The sequence below is a fragment of the Aeromonas sp. R2-1 genome (genome assembly GCF_040908425.1).
Lineage (GTDB): Bacteria > Pseudomonadota > Gammaproteobacteria > Enterobacterales > Aeromonadaceae > Aeromonas > Aeromonas caviae.
This window is the reverse complement of the sequence record NZ_JBFODR010000028.1, coordinates 46,619-72,741: the sequence shown is the minus strand read 5'-3', so window position 1 is coordinate 72,741 and position 26,123 is coordinate 46,619. Positions and strand designations below refer to the sequence as shown.

Here is a 26,123-nt window from a genome sequence, read left to right as displayed (position 1 = left end):
CATGACCCCCGTCGCCGAGCCCCGGGATCACCCCGACATCGCCCTCACCCTCGAGCGGCTGCTGGCGGTGCGCCTCTGGACGCGCCAGGGCGAGCGTGCCCGCATTCATCAGGCGGCCCAAGGGCGTATCGGGCGCCAGCCCGGGCTCCATTTCAGGGAGCTTCGCCTCTATCAGGCCGGTGATGAGGTGCGTCACATCGACTGGCGGGTCACCGCCCGCCTCGGCCGCCCCCACACCCGCCTCTACGGGGAAGAGCAGGATCAGGCCCACTGGTTGCTGCTGGATCTCTCACCTGCCATGTACTTTGGCTCCCGCGCCCAGCTCAAGGCCCGCCTTGGCTGCGAACTGGCCGCCGCCCTGCTCTGGCAGGGGGAGAAACAAGCCAATACCTTGATCTGCCAGGGCGCAGTCCCCCACACAGAGCACCAGCGCGGCTCTCTCATGCCTCTGCTGGAAGCGCTCTGCCGCCATTACGAGGCAGGGCTGGATCGCGCCCCCCAGCCTAGGACGCTGGCCCAGACCCTGGCACGACTCACCCTGCCCCACGGGGCCAGATTGACCCTGATAAGCCATCACCAGGCACCGGACCAGGCACTCTGCCAGCAGTTGCAACGCCTTCGCCTGCGCCACGATATCCACTACTGGCAGATCCGCGATCCCCTGGAAGCCGCTCTGCCCGAGCAGGGGCAGCTGGCAGTGCAGGCAGGCAGACACAGCGGTTGGCTCGCGGGAGAAGACCCCCGCTTTCGCGCCCGCTACCAGAGGGCGGCCGACGAACAGGCCGAGGCCTGTCGCCAGCAGTTGCTGCCCCTGGTGACGCGCCTCTATCGCCTCGACAACGGCGCCACCCTGCAACGCCAGTGGCAGGAGGGCGGATGCCGTCTGTTTTGAGGGGGGAGCAGGGCGTGCCCGCACCGGATGCATATCGCCAGCCCTCGTCCAGCGAGGCCTTGCAAGCCATTCGTGCCGAGCTGCGCGACATCCACCAAGGCCCCGCTCTCGAGCCTGCACAGGATCCTCGCCTGATGGCCTTCGGTGGGCTGCTGATCGCGGCGATCGCCGCTTGCCTGATCGCCACGACGGCCCTCACCCTGTTGCGCCAGCGCCGCTGGGCGCACCGGATAGACTGGCAGGCAGACGATCTCGTCCCCAGGCTGCAGGATGCCCTGCGAGAAGCGGCCATGGCCCGCTGGCCCGAGGCGGCCCCCCTGCAAGGGGAGGCCTGGCTCGCCTGGCTGGACAGCAAGGGGGGGAGCGATTTTTCCCGGTTTGCCGCCCAGTGGCCACTCTGGCTCTATGGGGGCAGAGTGCCCGATGAGGCGCAGCGCAAAAGATTGCGCCTCGCCTATCTCGCCTGGGGGCGACGCTGCGTCAGCGCGCCGCGATTCCCGGCAAGCAAGCGAGGGGCACCTCCCCCGGAGGGTACGCGATGATCCTCGCCTGGCCCTGGTTTTCCCTCGCCCTCGCCTTGCCGCTGCTGGTGCGCTTCGGCCTGCCTCCCATGAAGGGGCGCAAGGGAGGAAACCGGCTCGTTCATGGAGGTTTTCCCCTGCTCCAGCCCCAGACGGGGCAGCCCTTGTGGCGTATGATGCTCTGCTGGTGCGCCCTGGTACTGGCCCTGTGCCGCCCCCAGTGGCAGGAGCCCCCGATCATTCACTACCAGAGCAGCCGGGACCTCATCCTGGCGGTGGATCTCTCCGACAGCATGCGCACCCAGGACATGCTGGATGACGGAGAGCAAACGGACAGGCTTGCCGCGGTGCGCCAGCAGATAAGCAACCTTGTCGCCTCCCGCCCGGGGGATCGCATCGCCCTCGTCGTCTTTGCCGATCACGCCTATCTGCTCTCCCCCCTCACCCAGGAGACCGGGGCTCTGCTCACCCTGGCCAGGGAGCTCGATTTCGATCTGGTGGGGCGCACCACGGCCCTGGGGGAAGCCATCCTGCTGGCACGCCAGCACGCCGACCCCACCCGCCCCACCGCCCTGCTGCTGGTGACGGACGGCCGCAATACCTCGGGCAATGCGGATCCCCTGACCGAGGCCAGGCTCGCCGCCAAAGCCGGCATCCGTCTCTATACCCTGGGGGTGGGCGCCGACCCCGACACCTTCGCCGCGCCCGCAGGGGACGCCGATCCCAGTGCCGAACTGGATGAAGCCCTGTTGCAGCAGTTGGCGACACTGGGAGGAGGCCGCTATTTTCGCGCCCGCAACCGGGGCGATCTCGCCGCCATCAACCAGGCCATCGACACCCTGGAGCCCCTCGCCCGGCCCCAGACCCTCTCTCGGCCCCACCAGGAGCTCTACCCCTGGCCACTGGCCCTGGCCTGGCTGCTGCTCTGCTGGCCAGCCCGCTGGCACATCCCCCTGTCACGGAGGACATCCCATGAGTAGGCAGGCCATGATGGTGGCACCATGGAGCTGACCTTGCTGCGCCCCCTCTGGTTGCTGGCCCTGCTCCCCTGGCTATGGCAGGGGTGGCGCCGCCGCGATCCCGGCTTGCTCTCCCCGGCCATGCAGGCCTATCTGCTGCCGAGCCGCCATCGGGCCATCCCCTGGCGCTGGCTTGCCTGTCTGCCGGTGATCCTGGCGCTCTCGGGCCCCGCCCTGCGCCAGCAGAGTCTCCCCATGCCGAGCCCGGCCCTCGATATCTGGCTGCTGGATCTATCCGACTCCATGCTGGCACAGGATCTGGCACCGGACCGGGCAACCCGGGTGAGGCTGGGATTGCAGGAGATGCTGGCCGACATAGCGCGGCAGGACGCGGCCCATCCCATCGCCCTCATTCTGTTTGCCGGGGATGCCTACCTCGCCATGCCTCCCACCCGGGATCATCAGGCCATCGCCCTGCTGCTGCCGGACCTGCGCCCGGCCATCATGCCTGTCCAGGGCAGCGCCCCCGAGCGCGCCGTGGCCCTGGCCCTCACCCTGATCCCGCCGGGCCAGTCCGCCCGTCTGCTGCTCGTGACCGACGGCCTCTCCGGGACAGCGCGCGATCGCATCGCAGCCCTCTGGCCCTGCCTCAACGACCTGTTCTGCAAGGCAGGCTCGGCCCCGCGGCTCGACATCCTGCTGGCCAGCGGGGGCAAGGAGACCCGGCTGCCCGGCGTGGCTGCCGAGCGCTGGCAGCTCGGCAGCCCGATCGGCCACACCTTGCCGGCGCCCGACGAGGAGGCCATGGCCACCCTTGCCGCCAGTACCGGAGGCAGGCTGGCCTGGCTTGATTCCGGCCAGCCCCGCTTTGCCCCCCTGCCCATGGGCCAGGCCCTGACGCAGGGGCAATCCCGGGATCTCGGCCCCTGGCTGCTCATCCCCTTGCTCCCCCTGGCGCTGCTGGCGCGGATCGGCGCCCACTGGCTGCTGGTGATCCTCGTCATTGGCGTCGCGCCCCCTTCCCTGCAGGCGGCCTCCCGACAAGATGAAGCAGGCTGGCAGGCTTATCGCCAGGGACACTATCGGGAAGCGGCCAACGCCTTCCAGGATCCGGTCTGGCAAGGCAACGCCTGGTATAGAGCCGGGGATTACGCCAGGGCCGTCGCCGCCTATGGCAGGGCAAACAGCGCCACCGCCCACTACAACAGGGGCAATGCCCTGGTCTGGCTCGGGGATCTTGCCGCCGCGGAGCAGGCCTATCTGAGCGCCCTTCGCCTTGAACCTGGGCACAGGGATGCCTTGCACAACCTGGCCCTGCTGCGGGCCAACCCGCCGCAGTCGGCGCCCTCGGCAAATGCCCCGGAGCAGGCCGACACTCCCGACCCCGCCCGCGCCTCAGAGGTTCCCCGCCCCCCGGCGCCCCCCGTGCTGCTGCTGGAGCAGCGCCTTCGCAAGGAGGCCCTGCGCCGCCCCCTGATCAAGGTGGAGGAGCCCTGGTGATCCTCGTACTGCGCTTGCTCTCCCCCCGGATCGGCTGCTGGCTGCTGCTCGCCCTGTGCGCCATGCGGGTGCAGGCCGCCCCTGTCGAGGCCGAACTGTTGCCGGGGGCGAGCGAGCGCGACTGGCTGCTCGTCATCGAGGCCGACGGGCTGCACCGCGATGAGGATCTCAACCTGCAACCGCTGCTGCGCCAGTTTGCGGTCGGGCGGGTCAGCATCCAGCGGGTCAGTGCCCAGAGCCGCAGCCTGACCCGCTGGCAGATCCCCCTGCACCTGCTCGATACCAGCCCGCGCCAGGTGCCCTCCCTGCCCCTTGGCGCCGATCTCACCCCCTCCCTGGCGGTGCCGACACGTTCTCTGGACGGCACCCTGATGCCGGCACAAGACCCGGTATTCTCTCCGGTCGAGCTGCAGGCCCGGGTGCTCCATGAGGGGAATCTCTACCCCGGCCAGCCCTTCATCTATGAGCTGACCCTCTGGCTGCCTGCCAACCTGGAGGCCCCCAACCTCGGCGAGCCCATCACCCCGGCCTTTACCATCCGCCGCCTTGGCGAGGATCGCTGGGACTCTCCCGCCAGCCCCGGCCTGCCAGGACGTCTCACGCGAAAATGGCTGCTGCAGGCCAAAGGACCCGGGCTCCATCCCATCGAATCCCCCCGCTTTCAGGGGCGGTTGTCGCACCAGGACCAGGCCGGTGCGACCGCGCCGGGCAACGCGGGGGATCTGCTGTCCGCCAGGGCGACGACCCTCTTCATCAAGGTGGACAAGGCCCCCCTGGAGCCGGTGGCGAGCAGCCTGGTGCTGCGCCAGCAGTTCAGCCCGGCCCAGGCCAGGGTGGGTGAGCCGGTGATCCGCACCCTCACCCTGGTGATGGAAGGGGGGGATGGCAACCGCCTGCCCCCCTTGCGGGCCCCGCCCCTGCCCGCCGGCCTCTCCATGAAGCCGGACGGCGAGCAGCAACAGGAGCGATTCGTGGCCGAGGGGGCGCTTCGCTTCGAGCGCCAGTGGCGCCAGGCCCTGACCGCCGACGAGGCGGGGCGCTATGTGCTGCCCCCCCAGACCCTGCGCTGGTTCAACACCCAGAGCGGCCGCATCGAGGAGGCGCGCCTGCCCGCACATTCTCTGGTGTTCACGGCAAGGGAGAGCGCCACTCCCGCCTCCCCCGCACCAGGGGTCCAGTATCTCTATTGGGTGCTCCTGGCCATCCTGCTGCGGGCATTCATGCGCCGCTGGCCGCGCTGGCGCGCCTTCTATCGCCTGCAACGGGCCCTCGCCACGGGCTCTCCTGACGAGGCCAGGGAAACCCTGCTGACCTGGGCCGTCCTGCGCTGGGACGCCCCCTGTCTGCATCTGGCCAGACTGCCCTGTCACCGCGACCCCGCCATGGGGGCGCTGCTGGACGACCTGGATCGGGCCTGTTTTTCCCCCAAGCGAGTCCCTGGCGAACACCTGCCCAGGCAGGCGCTCGCCAGGGAGTTGTGCACCTGGGAGAGCTTTGCGATAGCCTATGGTCTTCGAATACTGGCGTGGATGCGTGCATGATGCGCCCCTCATGAAACAGGACACCCCTTTATGGCGTTAGGTTTTTTCAGAAGAAAAAGGGCCGACACGGGAAAGGATCCCTGCACTTCTCCGGTCTATGGGGAGATGGCTGACAAACAAACCAAGTACGAAGCCCTGGTGCACGCCCTGCACGGGGACATCTACCGCTACGCCTACTGGCTGTGCCGGGATCCGCAAATCGCCGAGGATCTGGTGCAGGAGACTTTCCTGCGCGCCTGGAAGGCGATAGATACCCTGCTGGACGACAAGGCTGCCAAGGCGTGGCTCATCACCATATTGCGGCGGGAGAATGCCCGCCGCTTTGAGCGAAAGCAGTTCGATCTCGTCGACCTCGACGAGCACCCCCTGCGGGATCAGGGTGTCCTGCCAAGCGAGCAGGAGATGGAGCACGAATGGCTCAGGCGCCACATCGCCCGCCTGCCTGCCGAGTATCAGGAGCCGCTGCTGCTGCAGGTACTGGGGGGATTCAGCGGGGAGGAGATCGCCGAGCAACTCGGCCTGAACAAGAACACCGTCATGACAAGGCTGTTTCGCGCTCGCAACCAGATAAAAGAGGCCATGGAGTCTGCGAAACAACAGAGAGGACACACCAATGGATGAGCTTGAATTTCGCCGCCGGGCCATCACTCACCCCTCGGACAGGGATCCCGCCTTCTTGAAAGCCGCCGAGGCGTCACCGGCCAATCGCAAGCATCTGGACGAGATGCAGCAGCTCGAGCGCCAGGTGCGCAGCACTCTGGAAGTGGACGTACCGGCCGGTCTTGCGGAGCGGATCCTGCTCAGACAGGCGATGGCAGCCGAAGAGGAGCAGGTGGTCTCGCTACCCGCCACTCCTGCACGCACGCAATGGCGCGCTCTGGCCATCGCAGCCTCGGTCGCCTTCCTGCTCGGCATGAGCACCCGCTGGATCAGCTGGCCTGTGGCACCGGACACCCTGTCGCTGGCTCAAGTCGCCATGTCCCACGTTTATGGGGAAGAGCCCTTCATTCATGCGGTGGATGAGCGGGTCAGCCTGCACACCATCAACGCGAAAATGGAGAAATATGGCGCCACCCTGAGCGAGATGCCCGGCATGAAGGTAACCTATGTCAACCACTGCGCCTTCTACCAGGGACCGGCCCTGCACATGGTGCTGCAGGGCAAGATGGGACCGGTCACCCTGTTCCTCGTCCCCAAGCACCTGCCACTGACGATCCAGTCCGATTTTGCAGACGGGACCCTCAAGGGGGAGATACTGCCGCTCAAGGGGGCCAACATGGTGCTCATCGGAGACATGCAGGAGCCCCTCGCCCCGGTTGCCCGCCAGCTTGAGTCACGCCTGCACTGGTCCATTTAACAGACCTTGACCCAGGCTGACTCGTCCTCCGCCTCAGCCACATCACAGGCAGACATCCTCATTGTCTGCCTGTTCATCCCCATATCCCCGCATGTTCCCGCCCATTGCCCGCGCGAAGTCACATTTTTACTATTTATTTTAAATGACGCAAACGGCACCATTTGTGCTTTATTTATCCAATAATAGATAAATCAGCCTAATAAAACGGCAAGTTAAAACAAATGATTAACACAATGGAAACTTTTATGTATTCTGCTGTCACTGGTCTGATTTCTTACCTCCTACCAGATCCATAGAATCACGCCAGCAATGAATGGGAAGAAGCTGACATAACAACAGATCATGTCGTCAATAGCCGCCAAAGAGCCGCGATGTCGACAGAAAATCTGCTTACAAAGAGAGAACACTATGACAACTGCCTTTTTCAAGAAAAGCCTGATCGCTGCGGCCGTGACCCTGGCCAGCACCCAGACCTTCGCCGCCGCGTTCCAGCTGAACGAGCACTCGGCCTCCGGTCTGGGTCGCGCCTACGCAGGTGAAGCAGCCATCGCCGACAACGCGGCCGTGCTGTCCCGCAACCCGGCGGCCATGACCACCTTCGACAAGATGGCACTGTCTGTATCCGGCACCTATATCAAGCCCGACGTGGATGTGGCTGGCGACATCTATGCCGGCCCCACCAAGCTGGCTCCGTCCAGCGAGAGCGACATCGCCCCCGATGCCTTCGTGCCGGCCACCTACTTCATCCAGCCCCTGAATGATCAGTGGGCCTGGGGGATCGGCCTCTTCTCCAACTACGGCCTCTCCACCGAATATTCCAAAACCTTCGCGGCCGGTGCCGGCGCCGGTGACACCGAGCTGCTGACCTTCAACATCAACCCCAACATCGCCTATCGCATCAACTCCAGCTTCAGCGTCGGTGCCGGCATCAATGCCGTCTACGCCGCCGCCGAGCTGAACCGTTATGCCGGTGCGCTCTCCGCTGCCATTCCAGGTGCCAACTCCGATACCCGTCTGGCTCACCTGAAGGGCGACACCTGGGGCTTTGGCTGGAACGTCGGCACCCTGTACGAGATCAACGACAACAACCGTCTCGCCCTGACCTACCGCTCCCAGGTGGACTTGAGCTTTGACGGCGACTTCCAGGGTGCCACCTCCGGCAATCGCGTCGTCGATGGCAACCTGAAGCTGGATCTGCCGGCCCAGGCCGAGTTCGCAGGCTACCACCGCCTGAACCAGCAATTCGCTGTCCACTACTCCGTGAACTGGACCGACTGGAGCGCCTTCCAGGAGCTCAAGGCCACCAGCAGCAACTGCGCCGGCGGCGTGTGCCTGCAAAAAGACGAGAAGTTCAAGGACTCTGCCCGTTACGCCCTGGGTGGTACCTGGTACGTCAACCCGTCCTGGGAAGCCCGTATCGGCTTCGCCTACGACAACAGCCCCATCGAGCCGGAATACCGCAGCCTGAGCATTCCTGACTCCGACCGTATCTGGTACAGCGCCGGTGCCACCTACCACATCAATCCGGACATGAGCCTCGACTTCGGCATGGCCTATCTGGACGGCAAGGAAGTGGACGTGAACGAAGGCCTGCGCAACCACAGCGATGCGCTGCGCTGGAAGGGCACCTCCCATGGCAACGCCCTGCTGGCTTCCGCCCAGTTCAACATGAAATTCTGATTTTCATGTCATCATCGAGAGCGCCCCAGGGCGCTCTTTTTTTATCCAACTTCGCCATCTGAGCGCACAGCTGTAGTAAACAACTGTACTCTTTTCTTTTTTTATCAAACTGTTATGGGTATTCCTTTCAGCATTTAATCCCGTTTTGCACCACGCTCCCCTCTCCCCGTTGCCTTGCTGGTCATACCATATAAAATCCCGGCCCCAACCGAATAACAGAATGAACACCCAGTTCATCCCGAGGAAAGACCATGCATCCGACGTTCAAACCCTCCCTTATTGCCCTCTTGCTGCTGTCGAGCCAGGTGCAGGCTGCCGGCTTCCAGCTCGCGGAGCAATCCGCCACCGGCATGGGGCGTGCCTTCGCGGGTGAGGCCGCCATCGCCGACAATGCCAGCGTGCTCTCCCGCAATGCCGCCGCCATGACCCGATTCGATACCCTGGCCTTCTCCGGCGGCGTCATCCACGTGCACCCCGACGTCAACATAGAGGGTACCACCCGGGTGCCTACCCCCCAGGGGCCGGTCAGTCTGGATGCCGGAGCCCACGACATTGCGGGTGACGCCTGGGTACCCAACGCCTATCTCATCGTGCCCCTCAACGAGCAATGGCGCCTCGGGCTTGCCGCCACCTCCTATTACGGACTCGGGGTCAAGATGCCGGACAACTACAACGCCGGTCACTTCGGCAACGTCTCCGACATCAAGACCATGGATCTGGGGGCCTCCCTGGCCTATCGCATCAACCGCGTCTGGTCCGTCGGGGCCGGTCTCTCCGCCATTCAGGGGGAAGGGGAAGTGGGCGGCACCTTCCCCTCCAACAACCAGATAGCCAAGCACCTGAAGGGGGATGGCTGGGCCATGGGCTGGAACCTGGGCACCCTGCTTGAGTTGTCGCAAGCAACCCGCGTCGGCCTCTCCTATCGCCACGACGTGACCCTGACCCTCTCCGGTGACGCCATCGGCATCGATCAGAAGGGCCAGCCCTTCACCGATACCGGCAGCCTGGATCTGCCTCTGCCTGCCACCGCCGAGCTGGCTCTGTTCCATCAACTCACCCCGGCCCTGGCGCTGCATTCGAGCATCAACTGGACCAACTGGAGCAAATTCGTGCAGCTCGAATCCGAGCTCGACCACCACGGCACCATGCACATCAAGGAGGAGCACTGGGAAGACAGTTGGCGCTATGCGCTGGGGATGACCTACCAGCTGGCCCCCCAGTGGCAACTGCGCTCCGGTATCGCCTACGACCGCAGCCCGGTCCCGGCGGATCGCCGCACCATCTCCATCCCCGACTCGGATCGGGTCTGGTACAGCGCTGGCGTGGGCTACCAGATTGACCGTCACCTCTCGCTGGATCTGGGGCTGACCCTGATCGACGGCAAGAAGGTGGACGTGAGCGAAACCATGCAGCTCAGGCCGGGCATCCCCCAGACCACCTCCACCTTCAATGGCACCTCGGAAGGGGATGCCTGGCTCGCCGGCCTGCAGCTCAACTACCTGTTCTGACACCCCGGGTTTCCTGACAAATAGTATGCCAGTTGTTGACCTTCCCGACCGGTCGGCACTGGCATAGTGATCCGCTTCACCATAGAATCAAGCCTGTAACCATGGTGGAGAGATGCATGTATTCCTATGTAGCAAGGCAGCCCATTCTGGATCGGGAGTTGAACACCCAAGCCTATGAGCTGCTGTTTCGCGACAGCCTGGACAATGTATTTCCCTCCGTCTCCGCACAGCAGGCCACTTCCAGGCTGGTTGCCGAGCAGTTCTTGCAGCAGAACATCGATCAGCTCATCGGGGATCACCCCTGCTACATCAATTTCCCCCACTCCCTGTTGCTGGACGGATTGGCAGAATGCCTCCCCCGTGACAAGGTGGTGATCGAGATCCTGGAGGATGCCGAGCCCGACGATGCGCTGCTGGAGAAAGTGATCCAGCTCTATGGGCTGGGCTATCGGTTGGCGTTGGATGACTTCACCATGGTCTCAGACTGGGACAGGTTCCTCCCCTACATCCATATCATCAAGTTCGACCTGCGCAGCACGCCGCAACCCTGCATCGAGCACTTCATGGCGAATCATCGCCACCTGCCCCTCACCTATCTGGCCGAGAAAGTCGAGGATCAGGCCGAGTTCGAGCGGATGAAGCAGCTCGGCGTCACCCTGTTCCAGGGATTTTTCTTCAGCCGCCCCCAGATGGTTCAACAGCCCACCATACCGCCGGCCCAGCTGGTGGTGATGCAGTTGCTCGAGGTGGTCAATCAGACCGAACCGGATCTGGACAAGATTGAGCAACTGCTCAACCAGGATCTCACTCTCTCCCTCAAGCTGTTGCGCTACATCAACCACCTCAAGCGCTTCCCCCAACCCATCGCCTCGTTTCGCCAGGCCGCAAGCTCCCTGGGGCACGCCCAGCTCAAGCGCTTCGTCGCCCTGATCGCCGCCACCAGTGCGGGGAGTGAAAAGAGCGCCGAACTCCACCAGATGTCCCTCATCAGAGCCCGGTTCTGCGAACTGCTGGCCCAGACCCATGCGCCCGCAGAACAGGCACAGCAAGCCTTTGTCACCGGCCTCTTCTCCCTGCTGGACGTGCTCATGGGAGAACCGCTGGATCAGTTGCTCGGCTCCATTCCCCTGACCGACGACATTCGTGCCGCCCTGCTCACCCGCAAGGGCAAGCTCGGGTTCTACCTGGCGTTCTGTGAAGATTTCGAGAAAGCCGACTGGCAGCGGGTCGCCGCCAACACCGTCCGGCTCGGCCTCAACGAAGAGAAAGTCAGCCACCTCTATCTGAGCGCCACCGCCTGGGTCAACCAGCAGCTTCAGGCCATGGAAGAGCAACCGGTCCACTCCCGCCAGACATGACAACGTCCCTCTTGAAGGGACGTTGTCATGTCATCAACCCGCAGCAATCTCACCCACGCATTCAGCCTGCCTCGATGGCGATGGCCGTTGCCTCCCCTCCCCCGATGCACAGGCTCGCCACCCCTCGTCTGAGCCCGCGGGCACGCAGGGCATGGATCAGGGTCACCAGGATGCGGGCGCCACTGGCGCCAAGAGGGTGCCCCAGCGCACAGGCCCCGCCGTTCACGTTCAACTTGTGATGGGGGATGCCGCACCCTGCCATGGCCAGCATGCTCACCATGGCGAATGCCTCGTTGACCTCGAACAGGTCCACCTCCTCCACCGACCAGCCCACCCGTGCCAGCAACTTGTCGATGGCGCCGACGGGGGCACTGGTAAACTCCGCCGGCAAGGCCGCGTGACTCTGGTAACCCACTACCCTGGCCAGCACCGGCAATCCGAGCCGGGCAGCGCTCTCGCCCCGCATCAGCACCAGAGCTGCCGCCCCGTCCGAGATGGAACTTGCATTGGCCGCCGTGATGGTGCCGTGCTTGCTGAAGGCCGGCTTGAGGCCGGGGATCTTGTCGGGCCTGGCCTTGCCCGGTTGCTCATCCTCGGCCAGCAGCAGGGTGTGGTCAGCGGTCATGACGGGAGCCAGTTCCGCGGCAAAGGCACCGCTGCGCTGCGCCGTCAGCGCCCGCTCCAGGGAGGCGATGGCAAAGGCATCCATGTCGGCCCGGGTCAGTCCGCTGCGATCGGCACTCAACTGGGCGTAATGACCCATCAGATGGCCTTCGTAGGCATCCTGCAAACCGTCCAGGAACATGTGATCGAGCACGCTCTGGTGCCCCATGCGAAAACCGCTGCGCGCCTTGTCCAGCAGATAGGGGGCGCGGCTCATGCTCTCCATGCCCCCCGCCACCACGACCTCGGCCTCCCCCAGGCGCAGGCTGTCCGCCGCCAGCATCACCGCCTTCATGCCGGAGCCGCACACCTTGTTGATGGTGGTGCAGGGCACGCTGTCCGGCAGCCCCCCCTTGAGCGTCGCCTGACGGGCTGGCGCCTGGCCGACCCCTGCGCTCAGCACGTTGCCCATATAGACCTCATTGACCTGCTCCCCCGTCATCCCGGCCTGCGCCAGCGCGGCGCGGATGGCGCAGGCGCCAAGCTCGGGGGCACCGAGCGCGCTCAGGGCCCCCTGGAAGGCCCCCATGGGGGTACGTTTGGCCGCCACAATCACGATATCCATCGATAGCACTCTCCTTGTTACATCGGGATAACATATGCCGCGACCGCGACGGGAACAAGACTTGCGGGGAAGTTGACGTTTGGGTAAGGTGCCAGCCTGCATTGACAACCAGATGGCAGCCAAGACAGCCCCATGACCAAATCCAGGGACGACACCCGCACCTTCAGCATCAGCGAACTGGCTCGCGAGTTCGATGTGACCACCCGCAGCATCCGCTTCTACGAGGATCAGGGCCTGCTCAACCCGACCCGCCAGGGACAGCACAGGATCTACAGCCGTCAGGACAGGGTGCGGCTCAAGCTGACCCTGCGTGGCAAGCGTCTGGGCTTCAGCCTCGCAGAGATCCGGGAGCTGTTCGATCTCTACGATGCGGACAAGAGCAGCCGCTCCCAGTTGCAGACCATGCTGGGGCTGGTGGCCGACAAGCGGGAGACCCTGCAGCAACAGCTGGAAGATATCCAGATGGTCCTGCTGGAGCTGGAGGCGGCCGAACAGCGCTGCCGCCAGGCCCTGGCACACCTCTCTCCCTGAGGCACGCAGACGGGCGAGGCGAGCGGGGAACACCGCCAGCAAATAGACACAAATGAAAGAGGGAGGCTTGAAGCCTCCCTCTTGTCATGCACGGTGGATGACCCGATATCAGGCCTCCTTGCTCCAGCGGTTCGGATCGTAATCCGGGCTGTAGCGATCGACGATGATGGCGCAGGCCGCATCACCGGTGATGTTCAGCGCGGTCCGGATCATGTCGAACAGACGATCCAGCGCGAACAGCAGCGGCAGACCCTCGATGGGGATCCCGGCCGCCAGCAGCACGGCAACCACCAGGAAGCTCGGGCCCGGCACACCGGCCTGACCGATGGCACCCAGGGTGGAGGTGACGATGATCGCCGCCCAGGCACCCATGGAGAGATCGATGTTATAGACCTGGGCGAAGAAGATGGCGACCAGGCCGTAATAGATGGCGTTGCCGCTCATGTTGATGGTGGCGCCCAGCGGCAGCACGAAGGACGCGGTGGCGTTGGTCACCTTCAGATCGCGCTCGCAGGTCTCCATGTTGACCGGCAGGGTCGCCATGGAAGAGGCGGTGGAGAAGGCCACGATCTGCGGTTTCTTCATCGCGGAGAAGTACTTGCGTACCGGCGTGTTGGAGAAGAACGCGATCAGCAGCGGATAGACCACGAAGCCGAAGATGAGGATGGCGGCGACATAGACGACGAACAGCTTGAGCACCAGGGTCAGCACGTCGAAGCCGTAGGTGCCGATGGCGTCGGCCATCAGGCCGAAGACGCCGATGGGGGCGATCAGCATCACCTTGTTGATCATCCAGACGAAGGCGTCCACCAGGGTGTTGAGCCCATCCACCAGCGGCTTGGCGCGCTCGCGGGGCTGCTTGGCCAGGGCGATGCCGAGGAACATGCAGAACACCAGGATCTGCAGGATGTTGGCCTCGTTCAAGGCGCTGAACACGTTGGTCGGGATCATGCCGAGCAGGGTGGCCACTGCATCGGGCAGTGCCCCCTTGTCGGCGTAGTCGCCGGAGAACATGGCCGCGGTGGCGCCAAAGTCAACACCCACACCGGGTTTGAACACCTGACCCATCACCAACGCCAGGAACACCGCCAGTGCGGAGGTGACGAGGAAGAAAGCGAGCGTGGTGACGCCAATCTTGCCAGCAGCGGGACTGGCCCCCAGGTTGGCGGCCCCGGACAGGATGGCCACCGCCACCAGCGGGATCACCAGCATCTTAATCAGCTGGATAAACAGGGTGCCGAGCGGCGCAAACACTGTGGCTTGCTCTCCCATGAGCGCCCCGACCAGCGCGCCCAGCACCATGGCCACCACTACCTGGAAGCCGATGTTTTTGATTAATCCTTTTGTTAACACAGAATGTTCCTTTATTTAGCAATTACTCACACTTTTACAGCGTAAATGACCACCCAGAGCGTCAAATCCTCTCCATTGCTCTGGCGGTGCGCTTTATCTCATATTTGCGCCCCGTTTTACATCAGAATCCGTTAACGAAATGCATTGATAACTTTATGAGAAAGTAAAGCCTCAAAAGAGACACGGCTGTTTTTGCTCCTTTTACCATGACAACATCCAAAACAGTGTGCTACGTTGGCTCTGCAAACGTGCATACAGGGAAGAAAAGATGCTGAAAGTTAACGAGTATTTTGACGGAAATGTTAAATCCATCGGTTTCGAGCAAAAAGGCGAGAAAGCTACCGTTGGTGTGATGGAAGCGGGCGAGTACCTGTTCAATACCGCCGCCCCGGAGCGCATGACGGTGATCAAGGGCGCCCTCACCATCCAGTTGGCCGACGAAGATGAGTGGCACACCTACCAGCAGGGGGAATCCTTCGACGTGGCCGGTCACTCCTCCTTCAAGCTGGAAGTGAAGATCGCCTCCGCCTATCTGTGCGAGTTCCTCGACTGATGTATCACGGGCGCCATGGGATGCCGAGCGGCTCCCCCATGGCGCGTCTATCCCGCGCCCATTTCCCTACCGCCATCACACCCCGCTATCTCCCCCCTTTTCAACGACTACAAAAAATTTACAATGTTTAGACGAAATCCATAATTGGAGTACGTCATGATCAGTGTCTTCGACATGTTTTCCATCGGGATAGGCCCCTCCTCCTCCCATACCGTGGGACCGATGCGGGCCGCCTGCGCCTTCATCCAGACCCTCAAAGCGAACGCACTCCTCTCCCGTACCGGACGCGTTGTCGTCGAGTGCTACGGCTCACTGGGCCAGACCGGCAAGGGGCACGGCACCGGCAAGGCCATCATCCTGGGATTGGCCGGATTTGAACCCGAATCCGTGGACATCGAGGCCATTCCCGCCTTCCTCGCCCAGGTAGAGCAGACCCAGACCCTCTGCCTGGGCGGCGAGCAACCCAGCGAATTTCCTCGCATCGGCGCCATCCTCTTCAACCGGCGCAAAACCCTTCCCGCCCACTCCAACGGCATGACATTGCGCGCCTATGAGGGTGACACCCTTGTGTTCGAGCAGACCTACTACTCCATCGGGGGCGGTTTCATCATTGAGGAGAGTCACTTCGCCAACGCCCGGGAAGAGGCGGCCCGCTTCGATGCCGCCCACCCCATCCCCTATCCCTTCGAGAGCGGCGCCGAACTGCTGGCCCAGTGCCAGGAGAGCGGCCTCTCCATCTCGGGGCTGATGTTGGCCAACGAGAAGGTGTTTCGCTCGGAAGCGGAGATCAAGGCCGGGCTTCGCAAGATCTGGCAGGCGATGCAGGGGTGTGTGGAGCGTGGCTGCAAGAGCGAGGGGGTGCTGCCAGGCGGCCTCAAGGTCAAGCGTCGGGCTCCCGCCCTCTATCGCCAGCTCTGTGGCGAAACCAATTTCAACAAGGATCCGCTGATGGTGATGGAGTGGGTGGACCTCTTTGCGCTGGCCGTCAACGAGGAGAACGCCGCCGGAGGCCGCGTGGTGACGGCGCCGACCAACGGCGCCGCCGGCATCATCCCCGCCGTGTTGCACTATTACGATCGCTTCGTGCGCAAGGTGGATGACGAGCTGCTGATGCAGTACTTCCTCACTGCCGCCGCCATCGGCATCCTCTACAAGAAGAATGCCTCCCTCTCGGGGGCCGAGGTCGGCTGTCAGGGCGAGGTCGGCGTGGCCTGCTCCATGGCCGCTGGTGCCCTGGCCGAGCTGCTGGGCGCCAGCCCCGCCATCGTCGAGAACGCCGCCGAGATCGGCATGGAGCACAATCTCGGGCTGACCTGTGATCCCGTCGGTGGCCTGGTGCAGGTGCCCTGCATCGAGCGCAACGCCATGGGCGCAGTCAAGGCGATCAATGCCGCCCGCCTCGCCCTGCGCGGCACCGGCGAGCACAAGGTGTCGCTGGACAAGGTGATCAGAACCATGTGGGAAACCGGCAACGACATGAAGACCAAGTACAAGGAGACCGCACGAGGCGGCCTTGCCGTCAACATCACCGAGTGTTAAACCGCTGTGATAAAGCCGCATATGGCACTCGAATACCCGGCATCGCCGGGTATTTTTTTGCAAAACGTTTGTCTGGCGCTTAACAAAATGGATAACCATCAAAATAAATTTTATACTCGCGCCACGAATTCAACAAAAATAGATCTGTTTCAACTTTTTTTAGGCATTGAACCGTTACACTGTGGTTATCCGGTTCCCTGGCCTTTGTGACGACAGACCCGTCCCATGGATCCCTTTTCTGCGAGTGGGCATGGCGCCCCCTTCTACCCTGAGGTAATTGTTACATGATCAGCGTTTTTGATATCTTCAAAATCGGTGTTGGCCCCTCCTCTTCCCACACTGTCGGCCCCATGAAGGCAGCCAAACAGTTCGTGGATGAACTGCGTGCTGGCGGCAAGATCCGTGACATCACCCGGATCCAGGTCGATGTCTATGGCTCCCTCTCCTGGACCGGCAAAGGCCACCACACGGATACCGCCATCATCATGGGTCTGGCGGGCAACCTGCCGGAGAACGTCGACATCGACGCCATCCCCGAATTCATCTCCCGCGTGGAGCAGACCGGTCGTCTGCCCATCGGCCTGCACTGCCATACCGTCAGCTTCCCCAAGGGCGCCATGATCTTCCATGACGAGGCCCTGCCCCTGCACGAAAACGGCATGAGGCTGACCGCCTTCATCGAAGATGACGCCGTCTACAGCAAGACCTACTACTCCATCGGCGGTGGCTTCATCGTCGACGAAGAGAACTTTGGCAAGGGTGACAGCGGCGACATGTCCGTCAGCTATCCCTTCAAGAGTGCCGCCGAGCTCATCGCCCACTGCAGCCAGAGCGGTCTCTCCATCTCCGCCCTGATGATGGAAAACGAGAAGTGCTTTAACACCCCGGAAGAGATCTACAAGAAGCTCGGCAAGATCTGGACCACCATGCGGGAAGGGATCGAGCGCGGCTGCCGCACCGAGGGCGTCCTCTCCGGCCCGCTGCGCGTACCGCGCCGCGCCGCGCCGCTCTACCGCCAGCTGACCACCAACGAGAACCTCTCCAACGATCCCATGAACATCGTGGACTGGGTCAACATGTTCGCCCTGGCGGTGAGTGAAGAGAACGCCGCCGGTGGCCGCGTCGTCACCGCGCCGACCAACGGCGCCGCCGGCATCATCCCCGCCGTGCTGGCCTACTACGACAAGTTCATCCAGCCGGTGGGCCGCGACGAGTACACCCGCTTCTATCTGGCCGCTGCCGCCGTCGGCATGCTCTACAAGATGAACGCATCCATCTCCGGCGCCGAAGTGGGCTGCCAGGGTGAAGTGGGCGTCTCCTGCTCCATGGCCGCAGCCGGCCTGACCGAGCTGATGGGCGGCAGCCCCGAGCACGTCTGTGAAGCCGCCGAGATCGGCATGGAACACAACCTGGGTCTGACCTGCGACCCGGTGGCCGGCCAGGTACAGGTACCCTGCATCGAGCGCAACGCCATTGCCGCCATGAAGGCGGTCAACGCCTCCCGCATGGCCCTGCGTCGCACCTCCAAGCCGCGTGTGTCGCTGGACAAGGTGATCGAGACCATGTACATCACCGGCAAGGACATGGACTCCAAGTACCGCGAGACCTCCCGCGGTGGCCTGGCCATCAAGGTGATGCAGGTTGCCTGCGACTAACGCCGGGTCGCGATGACATGAAAAAAGCGGGATATATTCCCGCTTTTTTTTGGTCGCGATTTAAAGGGCAGCGTTCGTGGATAAAGGGAGGCCGACAAGGGATAAAAAGAGACGGGCATATCACTTCCACCCGTTCGCCGTGACAGGAGAACAGGGGAGAGCTATTTCACGATGCGATCGGCCAGGGTACCGACGGCCACCACGAAATAGGGGGAGCGATTCCAGTGACGCAGTACCCGGTAATTGTCATAGGCAAGGTAGCTTCGCCCGTGAATATCGTCGGGGCGGATGAGGGAGGCCTGCATGTCGACCGCAGGCAGAGGTGAGCCGTCCTGCTGGCGAACCCCGAGGGCCTGCCAGGTCGCCAGGGACTTGCGGGTATCAAGTCCCAGCAAGGCGGGGTCCAGGCGTTCTGGCACCCTCACCCGCCGTCCCCAGGTCTGGTCTTCACGCCAGCCGTTCTGGCTCAGATAATTGGCAGCCGATCCAAATACATCCGCCAGATTGCCCCAGAGATCCTTCTTGCCGTCCCCGTCCTGATCCACCGCGTATCGCAGGAATGACGAGGGCATGAACTGCACCTGTCCCATGGCCCCCGCCCAGGATCCCTTGAAGTGGGCGGGGTTCACATGTCCCTGCTCCAGAATGCGCAGGGCATCGAACAACTCGCCTTTGAAGAAGGCTTCACGGCGACCGTCCCAGGCCAGGGTCGAGAGAGAAGAGATAAGGGGATAATGACCGGTTATTTTGCCGAAATTGGTTTCAATTCCCCACAAGGCAACAATAAAGCGGGGTTGAACCCCATATTCCCGGCCTATTTTTGTGAGCAGCGGCAAATGCTGGCGATATAAGGTTTGGGCTTGCTTGACTTTCCATTCCGGCACCGCTCGGGGAATATATGTGTCCAGGGTCAGTTTGAATTCCGGCTGATTTTTGTCGTGCCTGATGGCGGCATCGACAAGGTGGACATCCGCAAAGGCCGCACTCACCGTCTCGGGCAACATGCCCGCCGCCAGCGCCTGCTCTTTGAGGCTTGCCACGTACTGGTCAAAATCGGGGCCGGCCTGCACCGGCGATCCCGACAGGGCGCCTGACAACAGCAGTGCCAGCCGCCCCGCCCTCATCGTGCGTCCTTTAATTGCGCCTTGTGCTGCTCCAGCAGGTTTTCCGGTGGCGGTGGCACCTGCAGATAAAAGCCCTGGCTCTTCAGGGCGGCCATCACCCGCTCCGTGGAGGCCAGCCCCAGGGGCTTGGCCGGGTCCAGTTTGGTCATCAGGACCAGTTCGGGACGCCCGAAGGTACTCATCAGCACCTCGGGAACGCGGGAAAAGTCCTCTCTTCGTTCAATAAAGAGATAGGTCTCGGCTTTTTTGCGACTTTTATAGACTGCACACAACATGGAAATTGATATAATCCGACGGGTTTATTGCCTCTGGTGGTGGCAAACTATAACATCAGGAATTGAATAACAATAACGTATTACCGTCTCGGTTCGGGGAAGATTCATGGTTGAACGCGATAACGAATTGAAAGGGACCACCTTCACTATTTCTGTGTTGCATCTCAGCGATGGCAATCCGGCCCGGATCCGACAACTGCTGGAGGCCAAGGTCGCGCAGGCCCCCCAGTTTTTTAATTGTGCCCCCCTCGTCCTCAATGTGGAACGCCTCGAGGCGATCCCCGATTTCGAACAGCTCAGGGAGCTGGTCGAGTCGGAAGACTTCGTGCTGGTCGGGATCACGGGGGCGCGGGACGAGGCGATGAAGACGGCCGCCAAGGCGGCAGGCCTCGCCGTCATGGTGTCAGGCAAGAGCCGCAAGGCAGAGCCTGAACCGACGCCGCCAGTGCCTGAGCCCAAGCCAGTGGAGGCCGCACCGGTTCCTCCGGTGCCAGCGCCCGTGGAGGCAAGCAAGGTCCACGTGGGCCCGGTGCGCTCCGGTCAGCAGATCTATGCAGCCGGCACCTCGCTGGTGGTGCTGGGCTCGGTGAGCCCTGGCGCCGAAGTCATCGCCGATGACAGCATCCATGTTTATGGTGCCCTGCGTGGCCGAGCCATCGCAGGGGCCAAGGGCAATCCCAAGGCCCGCATTTATTGCCAGCAATTGCAGGCCGAGCTGCTCTCCATCGCGGGCACCTTCCAGCTCAGCGATGCATTGCCTGCAGGCGTGATACAAGAGCCGGTCCATATCCGGCTCGACAATGAACAACTTCGTATAGACCGAATCAAATAGAGTTACAAGGAAGCGAGAATGGCGCGAATCATAGTCGTTACATCGGGCAAGGGTGGCGTTGGCAAGACGACAACCAGCGCGGCACTGAGCACCGGTCTGGCCCAGCGTGGCCACAAGACCGTGGTCATCGATTTTGACATTGGTCTGAGAAACCTGGATCTCATCATGGGTTGCGAGCGGCGCGTGGTCTATGACTTCGTCAACGTCATCAACGGGGAAGCCAACCTCAACCAGGCCCTCATCAAGGACAAGCGTTGCGAAAACCTGTTCATCCTGCCCGCCTCCCAGACCCGGGACAAGGATGCCCTGACCCGTGAAGGGGTGGAGAAGATCCTGGATCAGCTGGCGGAGATGCAGTTTGACTACATCGTCTGCGACTCCCCCGCCGGTATCGAATCCGGCGCCCTGATGGCGCTCTATTTCGCCGACGAGGCCATCGTCACCACCAACCCGGAAGTCTCTTCCGTGCGTGACTCGGATCGCATCCTCGGTATCCTGGCCTCCAAGTCCCGCCGTGCCGAGCGCGGTGAGGATCCCATCAAGGAGCACCTGCTGCTGACCCGCTACTGCCCGACCCGCGTCAACCGCGGCGACATGCTGAGCGTGCAGGACGTACAGGAGATCCTGGCCATCAAACTGCTCGGGGTGATCCCGGAGTCCCAGGCGGTGCTGCGCGCCTCCAACTCCGGCGAGCCGGTCATTCTGGACAAGGAGTCCGATGCCGGTCAGGCCTACGAGGACGCCGTCGCCCGTCTGCTGGGTGACACCAAGGATTTCCGTTTTCTGGAAGAAGAGAAGAAGGGCTTCTTTAGCCGACTGTTCGGGAGTTAAGCATGTCATTATTGGATTATTTTCGTTCCAACAAGAAACAGAACACCGCACAACTGGCCAAAGAGCGGTTGCAGATCATCGTGGCTCACGAGCGTTCATCCAGAGGGGGGCCGGATTACCTGCCCCAGCTCAAGCAGGACATCCTCGACGTGATCCGCAAATACGTGCAGATCGACCCGGACAAGATCACCGTCCAGCTTGATCAAAAGAGTGACGAGTTGTCGGTGCTGGAGCTCAACATCACCTTCGCCGACGACCAGAAGAAGGGATGAGCTGACGCACCATGCGCGACCCCTTCCCCCAATGAAGACCGGATCCTTTCCCAGGATCCGGTTTTTTAATGCCTGGCGTCCCGGCATCTCGCCAAGGGCATCAGGGCCAGCTAGAATACCGCGCACCCCGAGGCGCTGCCGACGGACTTTCCCTCTCCCCTTATCTGGAACACGGCTTTTATGTCTTTGAATGACGAAATGCACAGCGTCGAGGAACTGCTCGACACCGCCCTCGAACTCTTCATGGAGCTGGCCTCCGACAACCTGCCCGAGCAGGAGATCGTCCGCTTCAATCAGGAGTTCAACGACCGCGGCCTGCTGGCGGAGACCGATCCCGCCGACGACTGGGCGGCCGACGTGGGATTTGAGGTGAGCGACGCCGACTATGCCGAGATCTGGGTCGGCCTTGGCAACGAACAAGAAGAGTACGAGCACCTGTTTGCCCGCATGCTGCTCTCCCGCCGCGTCGACGAGAAGTTCTGCCACATCGAATGGCTGCCCCAATAATTCCGGATCCCGATGATCCTGGCCACTATGACTGGGACGGCGGGCCCGCGCCCGTGAGGCCTTCACGCAGACGGCGACTGCTGGGCTGGCTCGGCAAGCTGCTGCTGGCCGCCTTTGCGAGCACCATCGTCTCGGTCGCGCTGCTGCGCTTCATCGACCCCCCCATGTGGACCTGGCGCCTCGAACGCGCCCTGTTTCCCCCTGCCAAGGTGGCCGAGGTGAAGCACGACTGGGTGCCGCTTGAGCAGATTTCCCGGGAGCTGCAACTGGCGGTGATCGCCGCCGAGGATCAGCGCTTTGCCGAACATCACGGCTTTGACATGGACGCCATCAGCTCGGCCCTCAGGCACAACCAGCAAAGCGGGCGGGTGCGCGGTGCCAGCACCCTCAGCCAGCAGACCGCCAAGAACCTCTTCATGTGGAGCGATCGCAGCTTCCTGCGCAAGGGGATAGAGGCCTGGTTCACCCTGTTGATGGAGCTGGGCTGGGACAAGTCCCGCATTCTCGAGGTGTATCTCAACATCGTGGAGTTCGGACCCGGCATCTATGGCGCCGAGGCAGCCGCCAGGCACTACTTCGGCAAACCGGCGATACGCCTCACCCGCTACGAGGCCTCCCTGCTCGCCGCCGCCCTGCCCAACCCCTGGCGTTATCGGGTCAAGCCCCCCTCACCCTATGTGCAGCAGCGCTCGGCCTGGATCCGTCGTCAGATGGGTCAACTCGGGCAAGTCACCCTGAACCGGGTCCACGGCACAGAGTAGCGCCATCCTGCGGATCAGAGGCGGGCCCCAGATGGCCGCCGACGGTTTCCCGATGAAGGGGCAGATAGTGCCACCACCAGGTTTCGCGCCGCCGCTTGATCTGCCTTCTGTACTGTCGTCGCTTCATCTTGCCAGGCCGCCCCGTCACGCCGCCCCTGCTGGCGGCTCTGTTAACCTTATCCCCTGATCCCGCCATTTGACAGCACGGCGTCACCGCCCCCGGGCTGGCTGCCCATCCCAATACTTGTTAAAGTGGCGAACCTGGACGTATCTGGAGTGATTTCATGGAACAACGTAGCCCGGATCAGCTGGTCGAGTGGGCCTATGATCAGTTTCTGGAGCAGGCCGCCGACATGCTGGCCCCCGAACAAATCGTCGACATCACCCTCGAGTTCGAGCAACGTGGCGCGGTGGAGGCAACCCTGCCCAATGCCGACTGGTCGACCGAGCTCGGCGAGCCGGTGGACATGGCGCGTTGGGCCGAGGTCTGGGTCGGCTTGCTGGATCATCAGGACGAGTTCGAGGTGATCTACGCCACCTTCCTGCTCCCCCGGGATCAGAGCGAGCACGACGTGCATATCCGCTGGCACCGCCAGCAACAGGCATAAGAAAAGGCGCCCCAGGCGCCTTTTTCGTTTTTTGCGCTGCCCGAGTCAGGGGCGTGCCGCGATGGCCTTGGCCAGACAGCGGCGACACCAGCAGGCGCTGGCATCGCTCATGGGCAACGCGGGAAGCTGGTTGCACCAGCAGCGCTCGATGGGTTCCCCCGCCGACACGGCGCAGAACGCCGGCTCGCCGCAGCCCGGGCAGGCATGAGTGCTCTTCGAGCCATCGAGCTCGGCCATGCGGGCCAGCTGGGCCTCGCTGTCCATGGTGGACCACTGGCCTATCTCGGTCAGGGTGCGGCCACAACCGAGGCAGAGCCCCTCTTTGGCTCGGCAGTCACCGATGCAGGGACTCGGCACCTTATTCGTCCCCTGCCGGCGTGTCGGAGCCCACGAGGCGGATGCTGTGCTCCTCGATGACGATCTTGCCCTGCTTGTAGAGGCCGCCGATCGCTTTCTTGAAGGTGCCCTTGCTCATGCTGAACATCTTGTAGATGACGTCAGGATCGCTCTTGTCTCCCACCGCAAGGCTGCCCCCCTGCTTTTGCAGGCGCAGCAGGATCCGCGCACCGGCGTCATCCATCCGGGCCAGCCCCGGCTTTTGCAGGGTCAGGTCCAGCTTGCCATCTTCGCGCACCTGCTTGACCCAGGCGGTCAGCGGTCGGCCCGTCATCACGCGGCCGAACACCTCGTTCTTGAACAGCATGCCGGCGTACTGGCCATTGACCACGGCCTTGATGCCAAGGGGGGTGTGTTCCCCCGGCAGCACCGTCACCTCGTCACCGCTCTTGAAAGGAGGGTCGATGCGCAGGAAGCGCTCCAGACGGCTGGTGCCGACCATGCGCCCTTCGTTGTCCAGCATCAGGTGCACCAGATAGACATGGCCCACCTGCATCGGCTTGTTCTGCTCGCGGCTTGGTACGAAGAGATCTTTCTTCATGCCCCAGTCGAGGAAGGCACCAATCTTGTTGGCGTTGACCACCTTGAGACCGACGATGTCCCCCACCATGGCGAAAGGCTTGTCGGTGGTGATCACCGGCTCGCAATCCGCATCCAGATAGAGGAAGACGGACACCTCGCTCTCCTCGGCGACGCCTTCCGGCAACTGGCGCCTGGGCAGCAGCAGCTCGCCGTATTCCCCCGCCGCCAGCCAGGCGCCGCGCTCCTCGATCTCGACGACGGTCAGGGTGTTCATCTTGCCAATCTGTAACATGGTGATCTCTTCTTTCAATATCCGGATGGGCCCATCTCATAGAAGACCCGTCATATAGAGGTGCATCGCCGCCGTCGGATGAGAGAGGACGGGGCCGATTTATGTCATGCAGGCGCGCATGTTACCCCAGAGCGGCAGCAGGACCTAGCCCCTCCCCCCTGTGTCTGACCTCTTTTCCCGCTCCCGGGCGGCCAGATTGACGATATTAGCAGCATTCAGTTTCCCCTTTGCTGCAAATAACCCCACTTTTAGGTAGACTTCGCGGCCGTCAAATCCAGAGGAAGCGTCGATGAACCCAGCCACTCGTACCCGTCATCTCAATCAATGGATCCAGACCCACAGCCAGCAGGAGATGAGTTACCCCGCCCTGCACGGCTTCCTGTGCGCCCGTCTGACGGGGCCCGTTGCCCCCGACTGGCAAGATCCGCTGGCCGGCCTGCTGCCTCATGATGCAGCGCTGGACGAGAAGAGTGCCGAGGCGCTGCATCACCTGATCGCCGAGCTGGAAGCCCAGGCCGACGACGCGCAGCTGGCCCTGCCGAGCCAGTGTCGCCTCTCTACCGACAACCCGGAGCAGGTGTTTGACAAGCGCCATCCTCTGGGCCAATGGAGCTATGGCTTCAGTCAGGGGGTAGCCTGCTGGCCGGCGCCGACCGACCTGAACGATCCGGCGACCCGCCATCGCTTCAGCCTGGTGGCCGAGCTCTGCCTGTTTCGCGACAAGCCCATGGCTATGATGCTGCACCAGGCTGCGGCCAGCGAGCTCCCCTTCCTCGATTTTTGCAAGCGTCAACGCCAGCAGATGAAGACGGCCCTCAACCTCCTGCTCGGCCAGGATCACTACGAGGCCGAGCCTGAAGAGAGCCCGTCCCAGGACAACGAGCAGACTCGCCAGTGGCAGCAGTGGTTCGAGCTGGCGGCAGAGAGCCGCGATCCCCTCCCTCGCCTTGGCTGGTTTGAGCGCATCATTGCCGATGCCAACCTCCTGTTCGATGAGGCATTCTGGCAAGCCCACGCGGGCCATGGCTGGCAGGTTCCCGAGGCACGCCCTCTGATCGCGGCCAGGGCCGGTCGAGCCGATTGCCTGCTGCGACTTGGGCAGCTTGGGCAGGCTCGGGATGAGTACCTGGCCCTGCTCGCACTCTGCCGCGCCGACGAGCCCGCTTGCCGCCACCCCCTCTCCACCCTCTATGCCTGGCAAGGGGAATGGGATGCCCTGCAACAACTGCTGGTGCGCTTTGATGAAGCCTCCTGCTGGCTGCTCTACAACAAGGCCTTGATGAGCTTTGTCTGCGAAGGGGAAACGGCGGCGCGCCCTCATCTGGCGGCGGCAATGGGGGTCAATCCCCATGTGCCCGCCACTTTGCTGGGCCAGCGCCGCTTGCCCAAGCAGGAGCCTCGCCGCTGGCAGGGAGGCAGCCGTGACGAGGCGGCGCTCTACGCCTTGCAGAGTCGCGAGGCCTGGCTGACCCACAACGCCTTGATATGGCTGCGAAAGAGTGCGGGCAAGCAGGCCAGTTGAGACCCC

27 protein-coding genes are annotated in these 26,123 nt (G+C 62.9%); 21 read left to right on the top strand and 6 right to left on the bottom strand.

All coding sequences use genetic code 11. From position 1 onward, the window contains the following. The first annotated feature begins 1 nt into the window (after position 1). The 10 genes from AB5Y80_RS09225 (at position 2) to AB5Y80_RS09180 (ending at position 11,316) form a co-directional block, all read left to right on the top strand. Positions 2-892 carry a DUF58 domain-containing protein gene (locus tag AB5Y80_RS09225; RefSeq protein ID WP_324040493.1) on the top strand — a complete coding sequence of 297 codons (891 nt, stop codon included), beginning with the start codon at positions 2-4 and terminating at the stop codon, positions 890-892. Beyond that, positions 877-1,434 (top strand): DUF4381 family protein, encoded by a 558-nt coding sequence (locus tag AB5Y80_RS09220; RefSeq protein WP_368172832.1) that lies wholly within the window; start codon positions 877-879, stop codon positions 1,432-1,434. Before AB5Y80_RS09225 ends, AB5Y80_RS09220 begins: the two co-directional genes overlap by 16 nt. Beyond that, positions 1,431-2,393, top strand: a complete 963-nt coding sequence (locus AB5Y80_RS09215) for a VWA domain-containing protein (RefSeq protein WP_323878439.1) — start codon at positions 1,431-1,433, stop codon at positions 2,391-2,393. Before AB5Y80_RS09220 ends, AB5Y80_RS09215 begins: the two co-directional genes overlap by 4 nt. A gap of 21 nt (positions 2,394-2,414) precedes the next feature. Then, the gene (locus AB5Y80_RS09210; protein ID WP_167825561.1) at positions 2,415-3,872 is read left to right on the top strand and encodes a tetratricopeptide repeat protein; all 1,458 of its coding nucleotides are present in this window, start codon (positions 2,415-2,417) and stop codon (positions 3,870-3,872) included. A gap of 62 nt (positions 3,873-3,934) precedes the next feature. Continuing rightward, positions 3,935-5,413 (top strand): hypothetical protein, encoded by a 1,479-nt coding sequence (locus tag AB5Y80_RS09205; protein WP_368172856.1) that lies wholly within the window; start codon positions 3,935-3,937, stop codon positions 5,411-5,413. Positions 5,414-5,443: 30 nt separating this feature from the next. Beyond that, positions 5,444-6,034: a sigma-70 family RNA polymerase sigma factor gene (locus AB5Y80_RS09200; RefSeq protein ID WP_029314498.1), complete on the top strand. Its 591-nt coding sequence runs from the start codon at positions 5,444-5,446 to the stop codon at positions 6,032-6,034. Beyond that, on the top strand, positions 6,027-6,770 hold the full coding sequence (locus AB5Y80_RS09195; protein ID WP_042878935.1) for a DUF3379 domain-containing protein: 744 nt from the start codon (positions 6,027-6,029) through the stop codon (positions 6,768-6,770). The genes AB5Y80_RS09200 and AB5Y80_RS09195 overlap by 8 nt, the downstream gene beginning before the upstream one ends. A gap of 408 nt (positions 6,771-7,178) precedes the next feature. Continuing rightward, positions 7,179-8,450 carry an outer membrane protein transport protein gene (locus tag AB5Y80_RS09190; protein WP_041211385.1) on the top strand — a complete coding sequence of 424 codons (1,272 nt, stop codon included), beginning with the start codon at positions 7,179-7,181 and terminating at the stop codon, positions 8,448-8,450. A 251-nt stretch (positions 8,451-8,701) separates the two neighbouring features. After that, on the top strand, positions 8,702-9,958 hold the full coding sequence (locus tag AB5Y80_RS09185) for an outer membrane protein transport protein (protein WP_319909135.1): 1,257 nt from the start codon (positions 8,702-8,704) through the stop codon (positions 9,956-9,958). A 116-nt stretch (positions 9,959-10,074) separates the two neighbouring features. Continuing rightward, positions 10,075-11,316, top strand: coding sequence for an EAL and HDOD domain-containing protein (locus AB5Y80_RS09180; RefSeq protein ID WP_042878931.1), 1,242 nt, complete (start codon positions 10,075-10,077; stop codon positions 11,314-11,316). 61 nt (positions 11,317-11,377) lie between these two features. Here the strand turns inward: AB5Y80_RS09180 and AB5Y80_RS09175 are convergent, their stop codons facing one another. Next, positions 11,378-12,544, bottom strand: a complete 1,167-nt coding sequence (locus tag AB5Y80_RS09175) for an acetyl-CoA C-acyltransferase (RefSeq protein ID WP_368172831.1) — start codon at positions 12,542-12,544, stop codon at positions 11,378-11,380. 132 nt (positions 12,545-12,676) lie between these two features. On the opposite strand from AB5Y80_RS09175, the gene AB5Y80_RS09170 reads away from it, so the two are divergent. After that, positions 12,677-13,075 carry a MerR family DNA-binding transcriptional regulator gene (locus AB5Y80_RS09170; protein WP_010674655.1) on the top strand — a complete coding sequence of 133 codons (399 nt, stop codon included), beginning with the start codon at positions 12,677-12,679 and terminating at the stop codon, positions 13,073-13,075. Between the two features lie 108 nt (positions 13,076-13,183). Here the strand turns inward: AB5Y80_RS09170 and AB5Y80_RS09165 are convergent, their stop codons facing one another. Continuing rightward, positions 13,184-14,428, bottom strand: coding sequence for a dicarboxylate/amino acid:cation symporter (locus AB5Y80_RS09165; RefSeq protein ID WP_039039105.1), 1,245 nt, complete (start codon positions 14,426-14,428; stop codon positions 13,184-13,186). 268 nt (positions 14,429-14,696) lie between these two features. On the opposite strand from AB5Y80_RS09165, the gene AB5Y80_RS09160 reads away from it, so the two are divergent. The 3 genes from AB5Y80_RS09160 to AB5Y80_RS09150 all read left to right on the top strand — a co-directional run bounded on the left by AB5Y80_RS09160 (position 14,697) and on the right by AB5Y80_RS09150 (position 18,175). Continuing rightward, positions 14,697-14,981, top strand: a complete 285-nt coding sequence (locus tag AB5Y80_RS09160) for a pyrimidine/purine nucleoside phosphorylase (protein ID WP_010674653.1) — start codon at positions 14,697-14,699, stop codon at positions 14,979-14,981. Between the two features lie 156 nt (positions 14,982-15,137). Next, positions 15,138-16,520: an L-serine ammonia-lyase gene (locus AB5Y80_RS09155; protein ID WP_010674652.1), complete on the top strand. Its 1,383-nt coding sequence runs from the start codon at positions 15,138-15,140 to the stop codon at positions 16,518-16,520. 284 nt (positions 16,521-16,804) lie between these two features. Then, complete coding sequence (locus tag AB5Y80_RS09150; RefSeq protein WP_039039104.1) at positions 16,805-18,175, top strand: L-serine ammonia-lyase; 1,371 nt, start codon at positions 16,805-16,807, stop codon at positions 18,173-18,175. Positions 18,176-18,336: 161 nt separating this feature from the next. Here the strand turns inward: AB5Y80_RS09150 and AB5Y80_RS09145 are convergent, their stop codons facing one another. Both AB5Y80_RS09145 and AB5Y80_RS09140 read right to left on the bottom strand, forming a co-directional pair. Beyond that, a complete protein-coding gene (locus AB5Y80_RS09145) occupies positions 18,337-19,299 on the bottom strand; it encodes a lytic transglycosylase domain-containing protein (protein ID WP_226044265.1) in 963 nt (320 codons plus the stop codon). Further along, positions 19,296-19,574, bottom strand: a complete 279-nt coding sequence (locus AB5Y80_RS09140; RefSeq protein ID WP_039039102.1) for a YcgL domain-containing protein — start codon at positions 19,572-19,574, stop codon at positions 19,296-19,298. The genes AB5Y80_RS09145 and AB5Y80_RS09140 overlap by 4 nt, the downstream gene beginning before the upstream one ends. 106 nt (positions 19,575-19,680) lie before the next feature. Between AB5Y80_RS09140 and minC the strand changes: the two genes are divergently transcribed. The 6 genes from minC (at position 19,681) to AB5Y80_RS09110 (ending at position 23,385) form a co-directional block, all read left to right on the top strand. After that, a complete protein-coding gene (minC, locus tag AB5Y80_RS09135; protein ID WP_039039101.1) occupies positions 19,681-20,406 on the top strand; it encodes a septum site-determining protein MinC in 726 nt (241 codons plus the stop codon). An 18-nt stretch (positions 20,407-20,424) separates the two neighbouring features. Then, a complete protein-coding gene (minD, locus tag AB5Y80_RS09130; RefSeq protein ID WP_010674647.1) occupies positions 20,425-21,237 on the top strand; it encodes a septum site-determining protein MinD in 813 nt (270 codons plus the stop codon). A gap of 2 nt (positions 21,238-21,239) precedes the next feature. After that, entirely contained in the window at positions 21,240-21,509 is a 270-nt protein-coding gene (gene minE / locus AB5Y80_RS09125; protein ID WP_010674646.1) for a cell division topological specificity factor MinE, read from the top strand. 180 nt (positions 21,510-21,689) lie between these two features. After that, on the top strand, positions 21,690-22,016 hold the full coding sequence (locus tag AB5Y80_RS09120; protein ID WP_029314491.1) for an HI1450 family dsDNA-mimic protein: 327 nt from the start codon (positions 21,690-21,692) through the stop codon (positions 22,014-22,016). Between the two features lie 53 nt (positions 22,017-22,069). Next, a complete protein-coding gene (gene mtgA / locus AB5Y80_RS09115) occupies positions 22,070-22,777 on the top strand; it encodes a monofunctional biosynthetic peptidoglycan transglycosylase (protein WP_080767838.1) in 708 nt (235 codons plus the stop codon). Positions 22,778-23,061: 284 nt separating this feature from the next. Then, complete coding sequence (locus AB5Y80_RS09110; protein WP_010674643.1) at positions 23,062-23,385, top strand: HI1450 family dsDNA-mimic protein; 324 nt, start codon at positions 23,062-23,064, stop codon at positions 23,383-23,385. A gap of 45 nt (positions 23,386-23,430) precedes the next feature. Here the strand turns inward: AB5Y80_RS09110 and AB5Y80_RS09105 are convergent, their stop codons facing one another. Together AB5Y80_RS09105 and AB5Y80_RS09100 are read right to left on the bottom strand one after the other, a co-directional pair. After that, positions 23,431-23,742, bottom strand: a complete 312-nt coding sequence (locus AB5Y80_RS09105) for a DUF1289 domain-containing protein (RefSeq protein ID WP_039039099.1) — start codon at positions 23,740-23,742, stop codon at positions 23,431-23,433. A gap of 1 nt (position 23,743) precedes the next feature. Continuing rightward, positions 23,744-24,613, bottom strand: coding sequence for a S1 RNA-binding domain-containing protein (locus AB5Y80_RS09100; protein WP_042014378.1), 870 nt, complete (start codon positions 24,611-24,613; stop codon positions 23,744-23,746). A 271-nt stretch (positions 24,614-24,884) separates the two neighbouring features. Between AB5Y80_RS09100 and AB5Y80_RS09095 the strand changes: the two genes are divergently transcribed. After that, complete coding sequence (locus tag AB5Y80_RS09095; RefSeq protein WP_368172830.1) at positions 24,885-26,117, top strand: UPF0149 family protein; 1,233 nt, start codon at positions 24,885-24,887, stop codon at positions 26,115-26,117. The last annotated feature ends 6 nt before the right edge of the window (positions 26,118-26,123 follow it).

Excerpts from the sequence above, each read along its gene's own strand:
- AB5Y80_RS09225 (WP_324040493.1), top strand. The coding sequence starts at position 2 with ATGACCCCCGTCGCCGAGCCCCGGGATCACCCCGACATCGCCCTCACC.
- AB5Y80_RS09220 (WP_368172832.1), top strand. The coding sequence starts at position 877 with ATGCCGTCTGTTTTGAGGGGGGAGCAGGGCGTGCCCGCACCGGATGCA.
- AB5Y80_RS09215 (WP_323878439.1), top strand. The coding sequence starts at position 1,431 with ATGATCCTCGCCTGGCCCTGGTTTTCCCTCGCCCTCGCCTTGCCGCTG.
- AB5Y80_RS09210 (WP_167825561.1), top strand. The coding sequence starts at position 2,415 with ATGGAGCTGACCTTGCTGCGCCCCCTCTGGTTGCTGGCCCTGCTCCCC.
- AB5Y80_RS09205 (WP_368172856.1), top strand. The coding sequence starts at position 3,935 with ATGCGGGTGCAGGCCGCCCCTGTCGAGGCCGAACTGTTGCCGGGGGCG.
- AB5Y80_RS09200 (WP_029314498.1), top strand. The coding sequence starts at position 5,444 with ATGGCGTTAGGTTTTTTCAGAAGAAAAAGGGCCGACACGGGAAAGGAT.
- AB5Y80_RS09195 (WP_042878935.1), top strand. The coding sequence starts at position 6,027 with ATGGATGAGCTTGAATTTCGCCGCCGGGCCATCACTCACCCCTCGGAC.
- AB5Y80_RS09190 (WP_041211385.1), top strand. The coding sequence starts at position 7,179 with ATGACAACTGCCTTTTTCAAGAAAAGCCTGATCGCTGCGGCCGTGACC.
- AB5Y80_RS09185 (WP_319909135.1), top strand. The coding sequence starts at position 8,702 with ATGCATCCGACGTTCAAACCCTCCCTTATTGCCCTCTTGCTGCTGTCG.
- AB5Y80_RS09180 (WP_042878931.1), top strand. The coding sequence starts at position 10,075 with ATGTATTCCTATGTAGCAAGGCAGCCCATTCTGGATCGGGAGTTGAAC.
- AB5Y80_RS09175 (WP_368172831.1), bottom strand. The coding sequence starts at position 12,544 with ATGGATATCGTGATTGTGGCGGCCAAACGTACCCCCATGGGGGCCTTC.
- AB5Y80_RS09170 (WP_010674655.1), top strand. The coding sequence starts at position 12,677 with ATGACCAAATCCAGGGACGACACCCGCACCTTCAGCATCAGCGAACTG.
- AB5Y80_RS09160 (WP_010674653.1), top strand. The coding sequence starts at position 14,697 with ATGCTGAAAGTTAACGAGTATTTTGACGGAAATGTTAAATCCATCGGT.
- AB5Y80_RS09155 (WP_010674652.1), top strand. The coding sequence starts at position 15,138 with ATGATCAGTGTCTTCGACATGTTTTCCATCGGGATAGGCCCCTCCTCC.
- AB5Y80_RS09150 (WP_039039104.1), top strand. The coding sequence starts at position 16,805 with ATGATCAGCGTTTTTGATATCTTCAAAATCGGTGTTGGCCCCTCCTCT.
- AB5Y80_RS09145 (WP_226044265.1), bottom strand. The coding sequence starts at position 19,299 with ATGAGGGCGGGGCGGCTGGCACTGCTGTTGTCAGGCGCCCTGTCGGGA.
- AB5Y80_RS09140 (WP_039039102.1), bottom strand. The coding sequence starts at position 19,574 with ATGTTGTGTGCAGTCTATAAAAGTCGCAAAAAAGCCGAGACCTATCTC.
- minC (WP_039039101.1), top strand. The coding sequence starts at position 19,681 with ATGGTTGAACGCGATAACGAATTGAAAGGGACCACCTTCACTATTTCT.
- minD (WP_010674647.1), top strand. The coding sequence starts at position 20,425 with ATGGCGCGAATCATAGTCGTTACATCGGGCAAGGGTGGCGTTGGCAAG.
- minE (WP_010674646.1), top strand. The coding sequence starts at position 21,240 with ATGTCATTATTGGATTATTTTCGTTCCAACAAGAAACAGAACACCGCA.
- AB5Y80_RS09120 (WP_029314491.1), top strand. The coding sequence starts at position 21,690 with ATGTCTTTGAATGACGAAATGCACAGCGTCGAGGAACTGCTCGACACC.
- AB5Y80_RS09110 (WP_010674643.1), top strand. The coding sequence starts at position 23,062 with ATGGAACAACGTAGCCCGGATCAGCTGGTCGAGTGGGCCTATGATCAG.
- AB5Y80_RS09095 (WP_368172830.1), top strand. The coding sequence starts at position 24,885 with ATGAACCCAGCCACTCGTACCCGTCATCTCAATCAATGGATCCAGACC.